Below are 18,772 nucleotides of genomic sequence, written 5' to 3'. Positions count from 1 at the left end.
AATAGCAGGACACGGCTGTTTACAATTCGCCTAGATTCCAGTTCCAGATTTGGCAGCCGAAAATTTGCGCGCGTTGCAGCTTGTGGCGGTCACGTTCAGCGTCACGTTTAGTTTCGTACGGACCTAAGATTACCCGGTGCCAGGTGCCTCGGTTGGCTTCGGTAGTACCTTCAGAAGCACGAACAATAGCTTCTAAGCCCACCATAGCCATGCGCGCCCGCAGTGCCTGGGCATCGTCCAGACTACGGAAGGAGCCGCACTGCATCAGTTTGGGTGGCCCCAACTCACGCTCAGGTACGTCTACATACACTTCTTTGTTTTCAAGTTCTTCAATGTACTGCCAGCGCTCTTCCGGCTTGGTCGGCAATTTGTCAGCGTCGGTTACCGGCTGTTTCGTTAAATTTGGCAACGTCTTTTCGCTTTCTTCTGACTTGCCATTAATGCTCACCAAAAACCAGGTGAATAAACCCACCAGCACTAATGCCAGAATAACAATCAGCCAGGGCACCGGACGCGCAGCCACCGATTTGCTGGCCGCGCCACGCTTGGTGTTTCTGGCTTTGCCTTTGGCAGTGCCTGAAGGTTTTTTCTTCCGCGGCGGACGGCCGCGATTTGCATAATCCATGCTTACATCTTCTCTAGCGTTGGAATGCCCAGCAAGCGTAACCCTTGCTGCAGAGTTCTGGCGGTTAATGCCGACAGCTTCAGGCGACTTTGCCGTTGCTCCGCATTGTCGTTATTCAGAATCGGGCAAGCTTCGTAGAAACTGGAGAAGTTACCGGCCAGTTCAAACAAGTAGCCGCACAGAAAGTGTGGCATGGCTTTATCGGCCACGCTGTGTACCACTTCATTAAAGCGCACTAATTGATTGGCCAGGGCGATTTCGCGTTCGTCTTCCAGCATCAACTCGCCGGTTACACTGTTGGCATCCAACCCTGCTTTTTGGAAAATACTGTTTACCCGGGTAAAGGCATACAGCAAGTATGGTGCGGTGTTGCCTTCAAAACTCAGCATGGTGTCCCAGTCAAAAATGTAATCACTGGTGCGGTTCTTCGACAAGTCCGCATACTTCACCGAGCTAATACCTACTACCTTGGCAATATGTTCCTGCTCGGTTTCACTCAGTTCGTTGGACTTCTGCTGCAACAATTCCAGCGCGCGGCGCTCGGCTTCGTCCAGCAAATCGGCCAGCTTAGTAACGCCACCATCACGACTCTTGTACGGACGACCGTCTTTGCCCATTACGGTACCGAAACCGAAGTGGTCCAGTTGCAAATCAGCACTGGCGTAACCGGCTTTGCGCGCTAACGTGAATATTTGCTGGAAGTGCAGGCCCTGGCGCTGATCCACAAAGTACATCACCTGATCGGCGTTCAGCGTACCCACCCGATAGCGAATAGCGGCTAAATCTGTGGTGGCATACAAGAAGCCGCCACCGGTTTTCTGCACAATAATTGGCAGCGGGTCGCCTTCTTTATTCTTGAATTCGTCCAGGAATACGCATTTCGCGCCCTGATCTTCTACCAGCAAGCCTTGTGCTTCTAAGTCTTTTACTACCGGCGCTAAGTCGTCGTTGTATGAGCTCTCCGCCATCACGTCGTCACGCGTTAGCTGCACGCCTAAGCGGTCATAAACTTCCTGGCAGTGGGTTAGTGACACATCAATAAATTGCTGCCACAGCTTGTTGCAGTACTCGTCGCCGGATTGCAGCGCGACCACTAATTCGCGGGCGCGTTTGGCAAAGGCTTCACTTTCATCAAAGCTGCGCTTAGCGGCTTTGTAGAAGGTTTCTAAGTTGTTCAGTTCGAATTCAGCGGTGGCAGCATCCAGTTCTTCCATGTGCGCCAGCAACATACCGAATTGCGTACCCCAGTCACCCACGTGATTCTGGCGAATAACCGTGTGACCTAAAAATTCCTGCACCCGCGCTACGGCGTCGCCAATAATGGCGGAACGTAAATGGCCCACGTGCATCTCTTTCGCTAAGTTCGGCGAGGAATAATCAATCACCACACGCTTGCTGGTTTCAGCTTTGGTTATATTTAACTCTGCCGACGCATAAGCGGCTTCCAGCTGTTCCAGTAGTTGTTGCTGCGATACCTTGAAGTTAATAAAGCCAGGTCCGGCAATATCCGCACCAGCAATAATATCGTTGCCAGGCAGAGCTGCCAGAATAGCTTCTGCCAGCGCGCGCGGGTTGGCTTTGGCCGGCTTGGCCAGCATCAACGCCAGGTTAGTGGCAAAATCACCATGCGATTTATCACGCGGCCGGTCCAGTTGAATTCGGGGTGCGACGTCGTCCGGTAAGGTACCGTTTTGTTTTAGCTCGGCAATTGCCGCCGCAAGTAACTGTTCCAACTGCGTTTTCATGAAACTATTCCTGTGTACTCTGAGTCGTTTAAGGCGCTTATGTGCTGCAGCACCGATGATTGGTGCCGGCGCGCTCGGGAAGGCCGAAATGTAAGCCTGCTAGTTTAATCTTTCGGCGCGCTAAAAAAAACCACTAAAGCCTGCCAATTCACGTAAAGTCCTGCGGATCTACATCCAGCGACCAGCGTACCTTGCGCGTAATAGATAAGCCCGCTATTTGTGGCACCACATGCTTGAGCACTTGTTGTCGTAAACCACGCTGCGCGCACTGCACAATCAACTGATAGCGGAACTTGCCGGCTTTGCGTTCCATAACTGCCGGTAGTGGCCCCAGCACCATCAAATCCGGGTGCTCAGGAAACAAGGCGCCAATAGCTTCCAGCGCCGCAACGGCAGCTTCACGTTCGGTTGCCTCGGCACGGAACAAGGTCATGTGACTAAAGGGCGGTAACTGGGTTTGCTCGCGTTCGGTTAAGGTGGTGAGCGCAAAGTCATGGTAGCCATTGTTCACCAGATCCTGAATCAGCTCATGCTCTGGGTGATGGGTTTGCAGTACCACAGTGCCTTGCTTACTGGCACGCCCGGCGCGCCCAGCCACCTGGGTATACAATTGCCCGAGCCGCTCAGCGGAACGAAAATCCGAGCTATACAGCGCACCATCAACATCCAGCAGCGCCACTAAAGTAACGTCGGGAAAGTGGTGGCCCTTGGCCAGCATTTGCGTGCCCACCAGCAGTGAGTGTTTGTTTTCAGTAGCGGCCTGCAATTGTTTGGCGAGCTCGCCCTTGCGACGAGTACTGTCGCGATCAATACGTAGCACCGAATGGTCAGGAAATTCCTGCTGTAATACCTGCTCAAGTTGCTCAGTGCCCACCCCGCGGCCCATCAGCTGAGTGGAGCCGCAATCGTTGCACTGACGCGGAATACGCTGCTGGGTACCACAATGGTGACACTGCAGCTGCCCCAAACTCTGGTGCACGGTAAAATAAGCATCGCAGCGCGGGCACTGCGCCAGCCAGCCACACTCATGACAAATCAGCGCGGCAGCAAAGCCCCGGCGGTTTAAAAACAAGAGTACCTGATTACCTTGTTCCAGCTCTTTGCCCATAAGCTTCAGCAGCGGTTCTGACAACCCGGCTTTTAGCGGTAATTGCTTAATATCCAGCACCTGGTGGCGCACGGCTTTGGCACCACCGGCGCGGTTTTCTAATGTGAGCCAACCGTAACGACCGGCTTTGGCATTCGCCAGGGTTTCCAGCGAGGGTGTTGCCGTACCCAGTAGCACCGGCACCGCTTCGTGATGACCGCGTTTTACCGCTAAATCACGGGCGTTGTAACGAAAGCCGTCCTGCTGTTTGTAGGAGTTGTCGTGCTCTTCGTCCAGAATAATCAAACCCAGCTTGGCGAACGGTGTGAAAATGGCCGACCGGGTACCAATAACAATGGCGGCAGCGCCACAGCGGGCGTCTAGCCAGGCATCCAGCCGTTCACGGTCGGTTAAACCCGAATGCAGCATCACCACAGGTACTGAAAAGCGTTGTTGAAAGCGCTGCAAAGTTTGCGGCGTGAGCCCAATTTCAGGCACCAGCACCAGCACTTGCCCACCTTTGCGCAGCACTTCGGTCATGCACTGCAAATACACTTCGGTTTTACCGCTGCCGGTAACACCCTGCAGTAAATAAGGTTGTGGCTTACTGGCGGCCGCGATGGTGGCCACCGCAATCGCCTGTTCTTGATTCAGTTGCAGTGGTTGCTCACCTAAATTCAGCTGCCAGTCGAGCGTTGGTTTAGCCGTAACTTCCTGCTGCCGTACCCAGCCTTTGTCCTGCAGCGCTCGTAGGGCCGAGGAGGCGTATTCACCCGCGCGAATATCGCGACTTAGTAACGGCGCTTGTTTCAGGGCTGCCAGCAACCGCTGTTGCTGTGGCGCACGTTTTAAATCGTCGGGCTGCAGCGCAGCACCCTCTGTGGTGAGTTCGTACTGACGGGTGGTTTGATAGTTGTCGGCCTCACCGTGACGCAGCAATACTGGCAGAGCATGCATTAAGGCATCACCCAGCGGATGCTGGTAATAATCCGCCGCCCACTGCACCAAATTCCAAATAGCTTCAGGCCACACGCAGGTGTCGTCCAGCACTGACATGATGGCTTTATATTGAATGCCAGCGGCAGGTTCACTGTCACTTTCACCTAAACAAACTCCGGTTAACTGGCGCTGACCAAACGGCACCCGCACCCGCGCCCCTTTGGGCGGCACGGCAATGTCGTTAGGCAGCACATAATCATAGGCCGGATAAATAGGCACCGGCAACGCCACTTTCATCAGCTTAGCGCCAGCTAAAGTGCTTTGATTTGAGCCTGCCGAGTTGTTATTTGATGTTGTCATAATGCCTATTGTGCGGGGCGATGTCGGCACAGGCAAGCACCTTAACGGGTAACTTTCGCCGGATGTTAGTTACGCGCGATCAGTTGCTTGATCTTTAACCCGTTTAGCATTAGAATGCGCGCCCTTATTCACAATAATTTGCGTATGGTGTCCGGCTTTGGATCGGATGGCGATACGGCCCTAACGAGGTAACCCCATATGAGAGAAGGTATACACCCTAAATACGAAGCAATGAACGTAACATGTTCTTGTGGTCATAGCTTCACTACAAATTCTACCCGCGGTGGCGACTTGCACCTGGACGTATGTTCAGAGTGTCACCCATTCTACACTGGTAAACAGCGTGTAATGGATACTGGCGGCCGTATCGAGAAGTTCAACAAGCGCTTCTCAATGGTTGGTGGCAAAAAGTAATACTTGCCATTGATTTAAAGAAAGGGTGCCAAAAGGCGCCCTTTTTTGTGCCCAACTGCTCCCTGAAGCCCTTTCCTTAACAGTTCTTTACTGGTGTAAAAACCAACAACCGCGCGATTATCTTCGCCAAACCAGCCTCTTTCGTGGGAGGTAAGATTTGTTATCTTCTACAAAGCCGCTACAATTCCTGCCAATGCTCTAATTCTCCACATTTGCAGGTACGCAACACTATGACTGACTTCCGCCAGAAAGCGCTCGACTACCATGCTCTGCCAACTCCCGGCAAAATATCGGTGGAGCTAACCAAGCCCGCTGAAACCAGCCGTGATTTAGCTTTGGCTTATAGCCCTGGCGTGGCAGAACCCGTGCGCGCGATTGCGGAAGACCCAGCCGAAGCCTATAAATACACAGCCAAAGGCAACATGGTAGCGGTTATCACCAACGGCACCGCTATTTTGGGCTTAGGTAACTTAGGTCCATTGGCGTCGAAGCCGGTGATGGAAGGTAAAGCCTTATTGTTTAAGCGCTTTGCCGGACTAGACTCCATTGATATTGAAGTGAATCACCGTACCACGCAGGACTTTATCAATACCGTAGCCAATATTGCCGACACTTTTGGCGGTATTAACTTAGAAGACATTAAAGCACCTGAATGTTTCGAAATTGAACAGGCACTGATTGAGCGTTGCGACATTCCGGTGTTTCACGACGACCAGCACGGCACCGCTATTGTCACTGCGGCCGGTTTGCTGAACGCTCTGGAAATCCAGGGGAAAGACTTAAATAAAGCGCAAATCGTTTGTTTAGGTGCCGGTGCTGCAGCTATTGCCTGCATGGAACTACTGATTAAATGTGGCGCCCAGCGCGAACACATTTACATGCTCGACTCGAAAGGCGTTATTCATACCCGCCGCGATGACTTGAATGAATATAAAGCCCTGTTTGCCAACAACACCGACAAGCGTACTTTGGAAGAAGTAATTACCGGCGCTGACGTATTCCTTGGTGTTTCTGGCCCCGATTTGTTGCCTCCAGATGCACTGAAGCTGATGGCGCCAAATCCGATTGTGTTTGCCTGCTCTAACCCAGATCCGGAAATTAAACCCGATTTGGCCAACGCCGTACGTGATGACTTGATTATGGCCACCGGCCGTTCGGATTACCCAAATCAGGTTAACAACGTATTGTGCTTCCCGTTTATTTTCCGCGGTGCGCTGGATGTGCGAGCTCGAATGATTAACGACGAAATGAAACTGGCCGCCGTAGAAGCCATTCGCTCGTTGGCAAAAGAGCCGGTGTCGGCAGAATTGTTAAAAGCCGCCGATATAGATAAACTCGAATTTGGTCCGCAGTATATTATTCCGAAGCCACTGGACCCGCGCCTATGCAAACGAGTGGCGAAAGCTGTTGCCGAAGCTGCTGTTGCTTCCGGTGCGGCACGTATTGAACTACCTAAAGGCTACATGGAGTAGCCTGCAGGCCTTACAGGAGCCTTGCCATGGATATTGAACGTCTTGAAAAGCTTCAGGATTTGCGCGACAAAGGCATAATTACCGAAGAAGAATTTCAGGCTGAACGCGCCAAAGCTATTCAGGCCAATGCGCAGCCTTCAACTGCGAGCGAAGACGCTGATAAAGACAACAACTTTGGCGTTATTTTGCACCTGTCGCAATTCGCCGGCTGGGTAGTGCCGCTGCTGGGCTTCTTGTTGCCTATTATTTTGTGGCAGTCACGCAAAGACAATCCGCTAATTGACGAGCAAGGCCGCGCGGTAACCAACTGGTTACTCAGCTCAATTATTTACTTCGCCGTGTCGTTTGTACTCACGCCATTTATTATCGGCTTCTTTATGCTGTTCGCGCTGGTGTTGTGTAACATTATCTTCGTGGTTATTGGGGCGGTAAAAGCAGGCTCCGGCGTGGCCTGGAAGTACCCACTAAGCATTCCGTTTTTTAACGTAAAAGCGGTGTGAATCTGCCTATCTTATTTTCATAAGAATCTAAAAAGGCCACCTAAAGGTGGTTTTTTATTCCCATTAAATGAATATTTATGCTTGAATAACGAATAAGTATATTTTATAGTGCAGCCATTACTGACTTACTGAACTAGAGAATAATGGTTGTTTCCAATGCAAATATTGCCTGTGCAGTGTTTGGCGCCAGCGGTTATAGCGGCGCCGAATTGGTGCGCCTGCTCAACCAGCATCCCAATTTCAATGTCAGTGCCGTGTTTTCCTCCAGCGCAGGGTCAGCAAAGCCGTTGGCTGAGCTGTACCCGCAGTATCAGTTCCCTGGTCATTTGATACTGCAACCTTGGCACTCGGACTTGTTGCCCCAGTTGGTGCAGCAGGTTCGGGTGGTTTTTTTAGCGCTACCCCATGAAGCCAGTACCGAACTGGTGCCTGAATTGTTGGCCGCCAACAGTGAGCTCACTATTTTTGATTTGTCCGGCGCCTTTCGGTTGCAGGATGAAACTGCGCACGCCCAAGCCTATGGTTTTGACCAACCAAAGCTTGCGCAGCCAGTGCCATATGGTTTAGCCGAATGGTGTCAGTTGCAGGGCAATGAGCCGGTAGTTGCGGTGCCCGGTTGTTACCCCACAGTTGCAGCCCTGGCATTAAAGCCACTACTGCCGCTATTAAGTGAGCAAAGCACGCCCATTATTAACGCCGTAAGCGGTGTGTCCGGTGCTGGCCGCAAGGCTTCGCTCACCACCCATTTTTGTGAAGTAAGCCTGCAAGCCTATGGCGTTGGTACTCACCGGCATACGCCGGAAATAGCCCAAAGCCTGCAGCGGCCGGTGGTGTTTACACCGCATTTGGGTAACTTCCCACGCGGTATAGTGGCTACTATTTACGCTCAAACAAACGCCGATGTGAGTTTGGCGGACATTAATCACGCCTACCAACAAGCCTATACCGATGCGCCTTTGGTGCGTTTACGTAACCAACCACCAGCTATTAACGATGTTGCCAATACACCTTTTTGCGATATTTATGCGCACCTGAGCGGCACACAATTAATTCTGTGTGCGGCCATTGATAACTTACTCAAAGGCGCTGCCGCACAGGCGGTGCAACTTGCCAACCTGTATTTTGCCAAGCCAGCTAGCCGCGGCCTATTGCCCGAGCCTGCTCCAGCCAGCGGAGGGCAGCATGAGTAAAGTCCCTTTTGTAATCAAGCTGGGTGGGCGCTTGTTCGACCACGCCGATGCGCTGCAAAAACTCCTGCAGGTATGCGCTGACATTCAAACAATTCGGCCGTTAGTGTTGGTGCATGGTGGCGGTGATCAAGTGACTGCACAATTGCGTGCGCTGGGCTTTTATCCGGACAGCGGCGAACCGAAACTGGCAGGTCAGCGCATTACTGCCCTTGAGCATCTGCCGGTTATTGCCGGAGTACTAGCCGGTGATTTGAATAGTCAGCTATGTGCACTGGCACAGCAAGCCCAACTGAATGCCGTTGGGTTAACCCTGGCCGCCGGTAACAGCATTAGTTGTCAGGTTGATACCAGCCGCGGTGCCGTTGGCGTACCCGCCCCAAACCAACCGCAATTGCTGCAAGGTCTGTTAGATCAGGGCTTCACCCCTATTATCAGCTCGCTGGGCGTTGCCCCGGATGGCCAGCGCCTGAATGTGAACGCTGATTTAGCGGCCGCCGCTGTGGCACGCCTGATCGGTGCTGATTTAGCCCTGTTAACCGACGTTGAGGGCATTTTAGCGGCTAATGGCGACCTAATTCCCAATATTACCTCCGCTGAGGCAACCCCATTAATCGACAGCGGTGTGGTGCAGGGCGGCATGTTAGTAAAACTAACCGCTGCGCTTGATACCGCCCGCGCCAGCCGACGAAGCATCGCGGTGGCCGGCTGGCGTAATGCCAGTGCCCTGATAGAGCTAGCTCAGGGTCACCACGTTGGCACCCGCATACTCCTTTAGAAACACCCAAGCCAAATTCTTACTGAACCAAATTGGAAACCGACATGAATGATTTACTAGCGCTGACCGAAGTCAGTCCGCAGCAATTAAACGCGTTGCTGCAATTAAGCACCACCATGAAGCAGAACCCGGCCGAGTATGCCAACGCGCTAACAGGCAAAAGCATCGCCATGCTGTTCGAGAAGCCATCACTGCGCACCCGCTCCAGCTTTGCTGCTGGTATTAATCGGCTGGGCGGACATAGCATTTATCTGGACGCTAATACGGTTATTGGCGAGCGTGAAACTGCGGCCGACGTAGGTGCAAACCTGGCCTGCTGGCACGACGCTATTGTGGCGCGGGTATTTAAGCAGTCGACCTTGCACGAACTGGCGAATGCGTCAGACAAGCCGGTAATTAATGCCCTGAGCGATACTTGTCACCCCTGTCAGGCCATTGCCGATGTGCTTACCCTGCAGGAATTATTCGGTGACTTAAGCCAGGTGCAACTGACCTGGATTGGCGACGGCAACAACGTATGCCACGCCCTGATTAACGCGGCCGCACTGGTAGGTATGAAGCTGCAAATTGTAACTCCTAAAGGCTATGAAGCTAACACCGAGGTGCTGGCAACTGCGCAAGGCATTGCCAGCCAAACCGGAGCTCAAATCACCCAAACTACTAGTTTGGATGAGCTACTGCCAAGCGACGCTATTTATACCGACACCTGGTTTTCCATGGGTCAACAACGTGATGAAAGTCAGGTTATGCATGACTTTGCGCCTTATCAGGTGAACTGCCAGCTGATGCAACAAACCGGTGCTCAGTACTTTATGCATTGCCTGCCCGCCCAACGCGGCCGCGAAGTAACCGCCGAAGTACTGGACAGCGATCAAGCCGTGGTGCTGAAACAAGCCGAGAATCGGCTGTTTGCCCAAAACGCTATTTTAATGACCCTATTAACCGGAGACCAGCAGTCATGAGCAAAGGCGCAACGAACAAACCCAAGGTAAACAAAGTTGTACTGGCGTATTCCGGCGGACTGGACACCTCGGCCATTGTGCCCTGGTTAAAAGAAAACTATGACTGCGAAGTGGTGGCTTTTGTGGCTGATGTTGGCCAGGGTGCCGACGAACTGGATGGCGTTGAGGCTAAAGCCAAAGCTTCAGGGGCCAGCGAATGCTACGTGGTGGATTTGCAACAAGAACTGGCTGAGCAGGTGATTTACCCCAGCCTGACCACAGGTGCTGTATACGAAGGTCAGTACTTACTCGGCACCGCATTGGCGCGCCCGGTTATTGCCAAAGCCCAGGTTGAGGTAGCCCGCGCGGTTGGCGCTGATGCGGTTAGCCACGGCTGTACCGGCAAAGGTAACGATCAGGTGCGGTTCGAATCGGCGTTTGCAGCGCTGGCCCCGGACTTAAAAGTGATAGCACCCTGGCGGGAGTGGAGCATGCGGTCACGTCCCGATCTGCTGAATTATCTGGCTGAACGGGATATTCCGTGCTCGGCATCAGCGACCAAAATTTATAGTCGCGACGCTAACCTTTGGCATATTTCGCACGAAGGCGGTGAGTTGGAAGACCCTTGGTGTGCACCAACCGAGCAGGTATGGACCTGGACCCGCTCACCCGAGCAGGCACCGGACAAACCTGAGTACCTGACGCTAAGTTTTGCCGCCGGCAAACTCACCCACATTAACGACAGCAGCTTTAGTCCGGTTGATGCCATTTTGCATCTGAATGAAGTGGCTTCAGTTCATGGTATCGGGCGGTTGGATATTGTCGAAAACCGTTTGGTAGGCATGAAATCGCGGGGTTGTTACGAAACCCCGGCCGGCACTGTACTAATGGCTGCGCTACAAGGGCTGGAATCACTGGTGCTGGATCGCACCGCGCTGAACTACCGGCAGAGTATTGCGCAGGAATTTGCGTTGTTGCTGTATGACGGACGCTGGTTTACGCCGTTGCGCGAAGCCCTGCTGGCCGCTGCCGCTAAACTGGCAGAGCCGCTTACCGGCGACGTCGTAGTGAAGCTATACAAAGGTCAGGCAACTGTTTCCCAACGGCGGTCACCGAACAGCCTGTATTCCAATGCCTTTGCTACCTTCGACGAAGACGAAGTGTATGACCAAAGCCATGCGGAAGGTTTTATTCGGTTATACAGCCTGTCGAGCCGTATTCGGGCATTGCATCAGCAAAGCGCTGATCACAAACCCAATGGAGGTTCGTCATGAGTTTATGGGGCGGGCGGTTTGCGGCGCCCAGCGCCGCCGAATTTAAACAATTTAATGACTCACTGAGCTTTGACTATCAGTTGGCGCCATACGATTTAGCAGCATCCCAGGCCTGGGCCGGTGGTTTGCTGCAGGCCAAACTGATTACCGAGGCTGAGCACCAGCAGTTGCAGCAGGCCTTAGCCCAGTTACAGCAAGAAGTTGCAGATAACCCGGCGTTACCGCTGCAAACTGACGCGGAAGACATTCACAGCTGGGTGGAAAGCCAACTGATTGAGCGTATTGGTGCTACCGCTAAAAAGCTACATACCGGCCGGAGCCGAAATGATTTAGTGGCGACCGATTTACGCCTGTGGTGCAAGCAGCAAGGGCAATTACTGATCACGGCGAACCTGGCTGCCATACAGGCGTTGCTGCAGTTTGCACACAACTACACCGACGCCATTATGCCAGGCTATACGCATTTACAGCGGGCGCAGCCAATTACCGCAGGGCATTGGGCGCTGGCTTACGTGGCCATGTTGCAACGCGACGTGAGCCGTTGGCGCGACGCACTGAAGCGGCTGGACGTTTGTCCGCTGGGCAGTGGTGCTTTAGCTGGCACTACCGCCCCGCTGGATCGGCAACAACTGGCGCAAAACCTGCAGTTTCGCAATGCCTGTGACAACAGTCTGGACGGCGTGTCCGACCGCGACTTTGTGCTGGATTTTTTGTATGCCAGCAGTGTCGGCATGATGCATTTGTCACGGTTGGCTGAAGACGTGGTGTTTTATTGCTCCGGCGAGTCTGGCTGCTTTGCCATGAGCGACCGCATTAGCAGTGGTTCGTCGTTAATGCCGCAGAAGAAAAACCCGGATTTATTCGAGTTACTGCGTGGCAAAACTGGCCGGGTTTATGGTCATTTGCAGGCTATGTTAACCACTTTGAAAGGCCTGCCGCTGGCCTACAACAAAGACATGCAGGAAGATAAAACAGGTTTGTTCGATGGCATAGCTACCTATCAGCAGTGTTTGCAAATGCTGGCCTTTGCCGTGCCTGAGTTAAGCGTGAACGTGAGCCATGCCCGGGAACAAGCGGCTAAGGGTTACAGTAATGCCACCGAGCTGGCGGACTACCTGGTGAGCAAAGGCATTGCGTTTCGCGATGCCCACCATGTAACTGGCGCTATTGTGTTGGCGGCCCAGCAGCAACAGTGTGCGTTGGAAGACTTGCCACTGGCCAGTCTGCAAGAACACTGTGCAGTAATTGAAAACGATGTGTATCCGGTGTTAGCCGTGGACTACGGTTTGCAACAGCGGTGTGCACTAGGTGGCACCGCACCCGAGCAGGTGAAGCTGGCGTTAAAACGCGCCGAGGACTGGTTGCACGCCGCCGAAGCCGCCAGCAAACATGTGCGTCAGGCGCGGCTAACCGATGTCGACAAAATCTGTGAACTGATTGCGTACTGGGCTGATCAGGGCGAGAACCTGCCGCGCTCCAAAGCCGATGTCATGCAGGCCATTCATGGCTTTGCGGTGGCTGAAATTGATGACGAAGTAGTGGGTTGCGCGGCTTTGTATGTGTATGGCACGGGTTTAGCGGAAATTCGCTCGCTGGGGCTATTCCCGCAGGCGCAGGGCAAAGGTATGGGGGCTGAGTTGGTGGCCTGGTTACTGTGGAAAGCCCGTGAACTGGGCATTGGCCGCACTATAGTATTGACCCGGGTGCCGGAATTCTTTGGCAAGCTAAACTTCGCAATTACGGTAAAAGAGAAGCTACCGGAGAAAGTAATGAAAGACTGTGAATTATGCCCGCGCCGGGATCACTGCGATGAAACGGCGCTGGAATACTGGCTGTAGTTACTCGAGGTCGTCGTCTGCCGGAATCGGTAACCCGCGGGCGATGAGCTCTTCGCGTACTTCAGCAGGAATTTTGTGCGGGTTGTCTTTGCGCAAATCATCGTCGGTTGGCAATGGCTGCCCCGTAAAAGCGTGCAAAAAGGCTTCGCACAGCAGTTCACTGTTGGTGGCATGACGCAGGTTTTTGATTTGCCGGCGGGTACGCTCGTCGGTTAATACTTTCAGCACTTTGGTTGGAATTGAGACGGTAATTTTTTTTACCTGCTCGCTTTTCTTACCATGCTCCACGTATGGATAAATATACTCGCCATCCCACTGCATTGATTTGCTCCGTTGCTGAACCGCTATACCCCTACAAAATGCAGGTTTAAACACTGGTCAAATTGTACTGCGTTCGTGGCATCAGTCAACTTTAACCGCTTTTACGGGCGCTTAACTTTGACCCCGGCGTATAGCATCGTATAATCAAGCCCTTAGAGTTTATATTTCGACCATTATTCGCTCAGTAAATGGAGTACGCTCACGCATCATGGCAGTTGGTACCGAGGTTAGCAGCGCACAGGCAATAGCCGACAATGTGCAGGTTCATAAATTTGGCGGCAGCAGCCTGGCTGATGCCTTCTGCTATAGACGCGTAGCCCGCATAGTTACTGAGTATGCGGGTGCCAGCGATTTAGTGGTGGTGTCTGCTGCAGGCGACACCACCAACCGTATTTTGGCTATTATTGACGCGCATGAACAGCAAAGTGAAGCCGCTGAAGTACTGCTAAACCAGCTTGAGAAATACCAGCAAGGCCTGATTGTTGAACTGCTGGGTAGCAAAGACCACCCCATTTTTGAGTTATCGCGCACTGATTTTGCCCGCTGGCGGCGCTGGCTGGCCGGCGAAGAAGAAATTACCAATAGGCCGGAACTGCTGGCTTATGGTGAACTTTGGTCCGCACGCCTGCTGGCCAGCCTGCTGCAAAAGCAAGGCATGCGCTCCGACTGGATTGATGCCCGCACCTTTTTAACCGCCGATGACGCCCCCGAACCTATTATTCAGGTAGAAAAGTCGCGCGCGGCTTTATTGGAACGAATTGCTCCACATACCGGTACCCGGTTTATTGTGACTGGCTTTATTTGCGCCGATCCTGACGGTAACTCCCTTATTCTGGGTCGAAACGGTAGCGATTATTCAGCAACTTTAGTGGGCAGCCTGCTGGATTCCAAACAAACCACTATCTGGAAAGACGTTGCCGGTGTGTACTCTGCCGATCCACGCAAAGTAGAACGCGTGGTTAGCTTACCTTCGCTGGACTGGCAGGAAGCTGAAGAATTAGCCCGCCTGGGTAGCCCGGTATTGCACCCGCGTACCTTCCAGCCGGTAAACCGCGAACGCATGGTTATTGCGGTGCGCTCGAGCTTGAAAGTTGAGAATCAGCAAACCCGCATTGGTCAGTATGAACAAACCGATCCCCGCGGCAAAGTATTAACATCACTGGCTGAAGTAGTGTTGTTCCGCGTTGATTTAGCCGACAAGAAGCTGGTAGAAGCCTTTGAAGAGTTAGATTTAACGCCACTGCTAAGCTGGAACGAAGTGGAAGCTAAGCACGCCTACTACGCCTATCACCAGAACCATCTGGACTTTATGGAGCAGTGGCTGGAAAAAATAGACATTAGCGATCATGTTACCCAAATGCATGGCTACAGCATGATTGCGCTGGTTGGTAATCGGATTCAGGAAACCGACCAGTACCCGGTGCTGAAGCAGCAACTGGCTGAGCAAAATGTCCGCCGCGTCAGTTTTAGTCCGAACAGTTCGTCGGTTATAGCGATTTTAGAGCAGAAGCTTGATAACCGCTTGCTGAACCGTCTGCACAGCTTGCTGTTTAACTACCGCCGCAGTCTGGGCATTCTGGTGGTGGGTCGCGGTAATATTGGTTCGGCCTGGTTACAGCTATATCAGCAACTTCGCGATCGTATTAACGAAGTGATGGACGTGCAGATTATTGGCATTTGTAACTCCACCCGCATGTGGTTTGACTACAACGGGCTGGAGCTTAGTGAATGGGAAGACGGCTTTGACCGCTTAGCGCGCCCTTATGTGCTGAGCGAATTCATTGGCGAGCTGCCAAATGCGCCTTATGACGAACTAGCCATGCTGGATTTAACCGATTCACTGGAAGTAGCGCAGTTGTACCCCAGCTTTTTTGCGAACGGCCTGCACATTATTAGCGCCAATAAACGCGCGGGTGCTTCCGAAGACGCACAGTACCGGGAAATCCGCACTATTCAACGCGAGTACAAGCGCGAGTGGTATTACAACACCACGGTTGGCGCTGGCTTGCCACTGAACTATGCACTTAACGACCTGCGTAACTCAGGCGACGAAATCCGCAGTATTTCCGGTATTTTCTCGGGTACCATGAGCTGGTTATTCGAGAATTTCCATAGCGAAGTGAAGTTCAGCGATTTGGTGCGTGAAGCCAAGGTACGTGGTTACAGTGAGCCCGACCCACGCGAAGATTTATCCTGTCAGGATATTATTCGCAAGCTGCTGATTCTGGCCCGCGAAATTGGGTTGAAGCTGGACTGGCAGGACATTGAAGTGGAAAGCCTGTTACCGGATCAATTGCGCGACATTCCGCTGGAAGAATTTATGCAGCGCTTACCTGAGCTGGATGCCCATATGCACGCCATGTATGCCGACGCTCAGCAAACGCAGAAAGTACCACGCTTAATGGCCAGCTTTACGGTACTCAAAGACGACACCATAGAAGCCAAAGTAGGGATTGAATACATTCCTGAAGGCGACATGCTGGCGAACTTGATTCCGGGTGAGAATATCTTCGTAATTTACACCGACTGGTACAGCGAAATGCCGCTGGTTATTAGCGGCCCTGGCGCAGGTAAACAAGTGACTGCCGGTGGGGTTCAGTCTGATTTGAATCAGTTACTTAGCCGCTTAAGTGCTGAGAACCGCGACTAACGTAAACTGCTGCAAAGGCGGCTAGAACAAGCCGCCTTCACTTTCAAATACACTTTCCTGATCGTTACTGTCGGCATAATCAGTAGGCGCTGTGCCCGACATAAAGTACTCGAATCGGGTGGTGTGATCGGTTCGCTTACTGAGTTTACCAGTAGCCAAATCAATGCGCGCCGAAACAATGTCAGGCGGTGTTGAGGTTGGCAGCGCAGGTACGTCCTGAATCGCTACTTCCATAAATTCAATCCAGGCTGGCAAGGCCGTTTTAGCACCAGCCTCGGCACCTGAAATACTCTGTTCTTTACTGGTCAGGTTGCTATTCATAGTGCTGCGGCCAAGAGTACGTTCCAGATTGTCATGACCTACCCAAACGGTAGCCACCAAACCGCTCACAAAGCCCGAGAACCAGGTGTCTTTCACATCGTTGGTGGTACCGGTTTTGCCGAATACGTTGCGGCCAGCTTTATCCACAATAGCGCTGGAGCGGGTAACCCGCCAGGCCGTACCGTTCCAGCCGGTTTTGTGCGCCCAACTACCACCGCCCCAAATAGCGGAACTCATGGCCTGCTGAATTAAAAATGTATTTTGCTCAGAAATTACCTGCGGCGCCTGCTCAAACTCACGGTCTCCGGTTTCGCAACTCACACATGCTACCTTCGGCTTCGCTTCATATACGACTTCACCGTCGGCATCTTCAATACGTTCAATCACGTAAGGGTCAACCAAATAGCCACCATTGGCGAATACCGCATAACCGCGCGCAACCTGCAACGGAGTCATGGAAGCTGAACCCAGCGACAATGATTCGTTGCGCGGTAACTCGCTGCGCTCGAAACCAAATTTGGTCAGGTGATCAACCGTGGTGTCTACGCCAAGCGCTCTTAATAGCCGCACGGAAACCACGTTTTTAGATTTAGCTAACCCCTGCCGAACCCGAATCGGACCTTCGTATACGTCCGGCGAATTACGCGGACGCCAGGCCACACCGGTACCCGGATTCCACTGATTAATAGGGGCGTCATTGACCAGGCTGGCCAGGGTAAAGCCATTGTCCAATGCCGCTGAATAAATAAAGGGCTTAATGTTTGAACCGGCCTGACGTTCCGCCTGCAGTGCGCGGTTGTATTGGCTTAGGGTAAAGCTGTAACCACCTACTGCGGCCGCTATGCCACCGTCTTGTGGACGCAGTGCAATCAACGCTGAACTTGGTTCAGGTACTTGTGCCAGTCGCCATTGATTCTCGGGATCCGGACGTACCCAAATATGATGTCCCGGAGCGACCACATCAGCCACAGTTTTTGGAGCCGGACCTTGCCGCTCGTCATTCATATAGGGTCGGGCCCAGCGCCAGCTACCCCAGGGCAGCGTTACCTTTTCGCCGGTGCGTAGCAACACCTCAGCAGTTTGTTCTTCGGCATCAGCCGCGGCCACCTGGGTCACTACGGCGGGCACTAAGCGACCAATAGAGCGATGCTGTTCCAGATACGCGCTAATGTCTTCGTCGCTCCACGCAGTAGCGCCTGAAGCAACTAAGGGAACCAACTCAACATCGTCATTGTTGGCGTTCGCGACTCGCGGCTGCGGTGGCTTTTCTTCCGATTCCCACAACACACTGACCGGACCACGGTAACCGTGGCGCTCATCATAACGGTGTAAATTGTCACGCACAGCCTGAATAGCGCCGCGTTGCTGCTTCGCATTGGCGGTGGTGTAAACTTTAAAGCCAGCGGTGTAGGCTTCTTCTTCGCCAAACCGGGCAACCATTTCCTGACGCACCATTTCGGCCAGATAAGGCGCTTCCATGGTCACTTCGGCACCATGAACATAGGTTTTCACGGGTGCCTGCAAGGCTTCCTGATACTCTTGCTGGCTAATTTTTCTTTCATCCAGCATCCGACCTAGCACCACCGCACGGCGGCCACGCGCGCGCTCCGGATAAGACACCGGGTTCATGGTGGAAGGCGCTTTCGGTAAGCCGGCAATTACAGCAATTTCAGCCAGCGTTAGTTGATCAACGGTTTTGCCGTAATAAACCTGTGCTGCAGCACCAACGCCAAAAGCGCGATGCCCGAACGAAATTTTGTTCAGATACAGCGTTAGAATTTCATCTTTTTCCAGCTGCTGCTCAATGTGCAGGGCAATAAAGGCTTCTTTAATTTTTCGAATCCAGGTTTGTTCGTAACTTAAATAAAAGTTCCGGGCTAACTGCTGCGTAATGGTACTACCACCACCTTGTATTTCACCGGTGCTTACCAGCAAAAATAAAGCGCGGCCTACGCCAATAGGGTCAATGCCGAAGTGGTCGTAAAAACGGGTGTCTTCGGTACTCAGAAATGCATCGATCATAGGTTGCGGAATTTCTTCAATTCGCAACGGAATACGGCGCATTTCACCGAATTGAGAAATTAATTCGCCATCGGCAGAATACACCTGCATAGGTGTTTGCCAGCGCACATCACGAAGCTCCTGCACACTCGGCAGATCGGGACGAACGTATATGTAAATTGCAACCACAGCCACGACACCAAGTACAAACCCGAGCAATCCTAGCTTCAGTAAAAATTTTAAAACCTTCAAACAGTGACGCCTCTTTATTACCTAACAGTGGTTGCGTTATGAGCCCACGTATTATAGAAAGATAAGA

At 52.5% G+C, this 18,772-nt stretch carries 14 protein-coding genes; 9 read left to right on the top strand and 5 right to left on the bottom strand.

From position 1 onward, the window contains the following. Positions 1-19: 19 nt before the first annotated feature. From CCE91_RS09120 to priA, 3 genes are all read right to left on the bottom strand, one after another. Positions 20-625 carry an SPOR domain-containing protein gene (locus CCE91_RS09120; protein WP_086434974.1) on the bottom strand — a complete coding sequence of 202 codons (606 nt, stop codon included), beginning with the start codon at positions 623-625 and terminating at the stop codon, positions 20-22. A 2-nt stretch (positions 626-627) separates the two neighbouring features. Further along, positions 628-2,370 carry an arginine--tRNA ligase gene (gene argS / locus CCE91_RS09115; RefSeq protein WP_086434973.1) on the bottom strand — a complete coding sequence of 581 codons (1,743 nt, stop codon included), beginning with the start codon at positions 2,368-2,370 and terminating at the stop codon, positions 628-630. Between the two features lie 148 nt (positions 2,371-2,518). Next, the gene (priA, locus tag CCE91_RS09110) at positions 2,519-4,693 is read right to left on the bottom strand and encodes a primosomal protein N' (protein ID WP_086435186.1); all 2,175 of its coding nucleotides are present in this window, start codon (positions 4,691-4,693) and stop codon (positions 2,519-2,521) included. A 261-nt stretch (positions 4,694-4,954) separates the two neighbouring features. Between priA and rpmE the strand changes: the two genes are divergently transcribed. The 8 genes from rpmE (at position 4,955) to argH (ending at position 13,160) form a co-directional block, all read left to right on the top strand. Next, positions 4,955-5,170, top strand: a complete 216-nt coding sequence (gene rpmE, locus CCE91_RS09105) for a 50S ribosomal protein L31 (RefSeq protein ID WP_086434972.1) — start codon at positions 4,955-4,957, stop codon at positions 5,168-5,170. A 230-nt stretch (positions 5,171-5,400) separates the two neighbouring features. After that, positions 5,401-6,642, top strand: coding sequence for a malic enzyme-like NAD(P)-binding protein (locus CCE91_RS09100; protein ID WP_086434971.1), 1,242 nt, complete (start codon positions 5,401-5,403; stop codon positions 6,640-6,642). A 26-nt stretch (positions 6,643-6,668) separates the two neighbouring features. Then, positions 6,669-7,142 carry a DUF4870 domain-containing protein gene (locus CCE91_RS09095; protein WP_086434970.1) on the top strand — a complete coding sequence of 158 codons (474 nt, stop codon included), beginning with the start codon at positions 6,669-6,671 and terminating at the stop codon, positions 7,140-7,142. Positions 7,143-7,285: 143 nt separating this feature from the next. Then, positions 7,286-8,332, top strand: coding sequence for an N-acetyl-gamma-glutamyl-phosphate reductase (gene argC / locus CCE91_RS09090; RefSeq protein ID WP_086434969.1), 1,047 nt, complete (start codon positions 7,286-7,288; stop codon positions 8,330-8,332). After that, positions 8,325-9,107 (top strand): acetylglutamate kinase, encoded by a 783-nt coding sequence (gene argB, locus CCE91_RS09085; RefSeq protein ID WP_086434968.1) that lies wholly within the window; start codon positions 8,325-8,327, stop codon positions 9,105-9,107. Before argC ends, argB begins: the two co-directional genes overlap by 8 nt. A gap of 44 nt (positions 9,108-9,151) precedes the next feature. Further along, positions 9,152-10,069 carry an ornithine carbamoyltransferase gene (gene argF, locus CCE91_RS09080; protein WP_086434967.1) on the top strand — a complete coding sequence of 306 codons (918 nt, stop codon included), beginning with the start codon at positions 9,152-9,154 and terminating at the stop codon, positions 10,067-10,069. Next, complete coding sequence (locus CCE91_RS09075; protein ID WP_086434966.1) at positions 10,066-11,322, top strand: argininosuccinate synthase; 1,257 nt, start codon at positions 10,066-10,068, stop codon at positions 11,320-11,322. Before argF ends, CCE91_RS09075 begins: the two co-directional genes overlap by 4 nt. Continuing rightward, positions 11,319-13,160, top strand: coding sequence for an argininosuccinate lyase (argH, locus tag CCE91_RS09070; RefSeq protein ID WP_086434965.1), 1,842 nt, complete (start codon positions 11,319-11,321; stop codon positions 13,158-13,160). The genes CCE91_RS09075 and argH overlap by 4 nt, the downstream gene beginning before the upstream one ends. On the opposite strand, the gene metJ is transcribed toward argH, so the two are convergent. Beyond that, positions 13,161-13,481, bottom strand: coding sequence for a met regulon transcriptional regulator MetJ (gene metJ / locus CCE91_RS09065; RefSeq protein WP_086434964.1), 321 nt, complete (start codon positions 13,479-13,481; stop codon positions 13,161-13,163). 208 nt (positions 13,482-13,689) lie between these two features. Here metJ and metL point away from each other — a divergent pair, with 208 nt between their 5' ends. Next, positions 13,690-16,131 carry a bifunctional aspartate kinase/homoserine dehydrogenase II gene (gene metL / locus CCE91_RS09060; protein WP_086434963.1) on the top strand — a complete coding sequence of 814 codons (2,442 nt, stop codon included), beginning with the start codon at positions 13,690-13,692 and terminating at the stop codon, positions 16,129-16,131. A 21-nt stretch (positions 16,132-16,152) separates the two neighbouring features. Here metL and CCE91_RS09055 read toward each other — a convergent pair whose 3' ends face one another. Next, the gene (locus CCE91_RS09055) at positions 16,153-18,705 is read right to left on the bottom strand and encodes a penicillin-binding protein 1A (protein WP_234996311.1); all 2,553 of its coding nucleotides are present in this window, start codon (positions 18,703-18,705) and stop codon (positions 16,153-16,155) included. Between the last annotated feature and the right edge of the window lie 67 nt (positions 18,706-18,772).

Origin of the sequence: Pseudidiomarina planktonica (genome assembly GCF_900177775.1) — a bacterium.
Classification (GTDB): Bacteria; Pseudomonadota; Gammaproteobacteria; order Enterobacterales; family Alteromonadaceae; genus Pseudidiomarina; species Pseudidiomarina planktonica.
This window is presented reverse-complemented; position numbering and strand designations above follow the sequence as displayed.

Bases quoted from the DNA above. Each gene is read 5' to 3' on its own strand.
- CCE91_RS09120 (WP_086434974.1), bottom strand. From the start codon at position 625: ATGGATTATGCAAATCGCGGCCGTCCGCCGCGGAAGAAAAAACCTTCA.
- argS (WP_086434973.1), bottom strand. From the start codon at position 2,370: ATGAAAACGCAGTTGGAACAGTTACTTGCGGCGGCAATTGCCGAGCTA.
- priA (WP_086435186.1), bottom strand. From the start codon at position 4,693: ATGAAAGTGGCGTTGCCGGTGCCTATTTATCCGGCCTATGATTATGTG.
- rpmE (WP_086434972.1), top strand. From the start codon at position 4,955: ATGAGAGAAGGTATACACCCTAAATACGAAGCAATGAACGTAACATGT.
- CCE91_RS09100 (WP_086434971.1), top strand. From the start codon at position 5,401: ATGACTGACTTCCGCCAGAAAGCGCTCGACTACCATGCTCTGCCAACT.
- CCE91_RS09095 (WP_086434970.1), top strand. From the start codon at position 6,669: ATGGATATTGAACGTCTTGAAAAGCTTCAGGATTTGCGCGACAAAGGC.
- argC (WP_086434969.1), top strand. From the start codon at position 7,286: ATGGTTGTTTCCAATGCAAATATTGCCTGTGCAGTGTTTGGCGCCAGC.
- argB (WP_086434968.1), top strand. From the start codon at position 8,325: ATGAGTAAAGTCCCTTTTGTAATCAAGCTGGGTGGGCGCTTGTTCGAC.
- argF (WP_086434967.1), top strand. From the start codon at position 9,152: ATGAATGATTTACTAGCGCTGACCGAAGTCAGTCCGCAGCAATTAAAC.
- CCE91_RS09075 (WP_086434966.1), top strand. From the start codon at position 10,066: ATGAGCAAAGGCGCAACGAACAAACCCAAGGTAAACAAAGTTGTACTG.
- argH (WP_086434965.1), top strand. From the start codon at position 11,319: ATGAGTTTATGGGGCGGGCGGTTTGCGGCGCCCAGCGCCGCCGAATTT.
- metJ (WP_086434964.1), bottom strand. From the start codon at position 13,481: ATGCAGTGGGATGGCGAGTATATTTATCCATACGTGGAGCATGGTAAG.
- metL (WP_086434963.1), top strand. From the start codon at position 13,690: ATGGCAGTTGGTACCGAGGTTAGCAGCGCACAGGCAATAGCCGACAAT.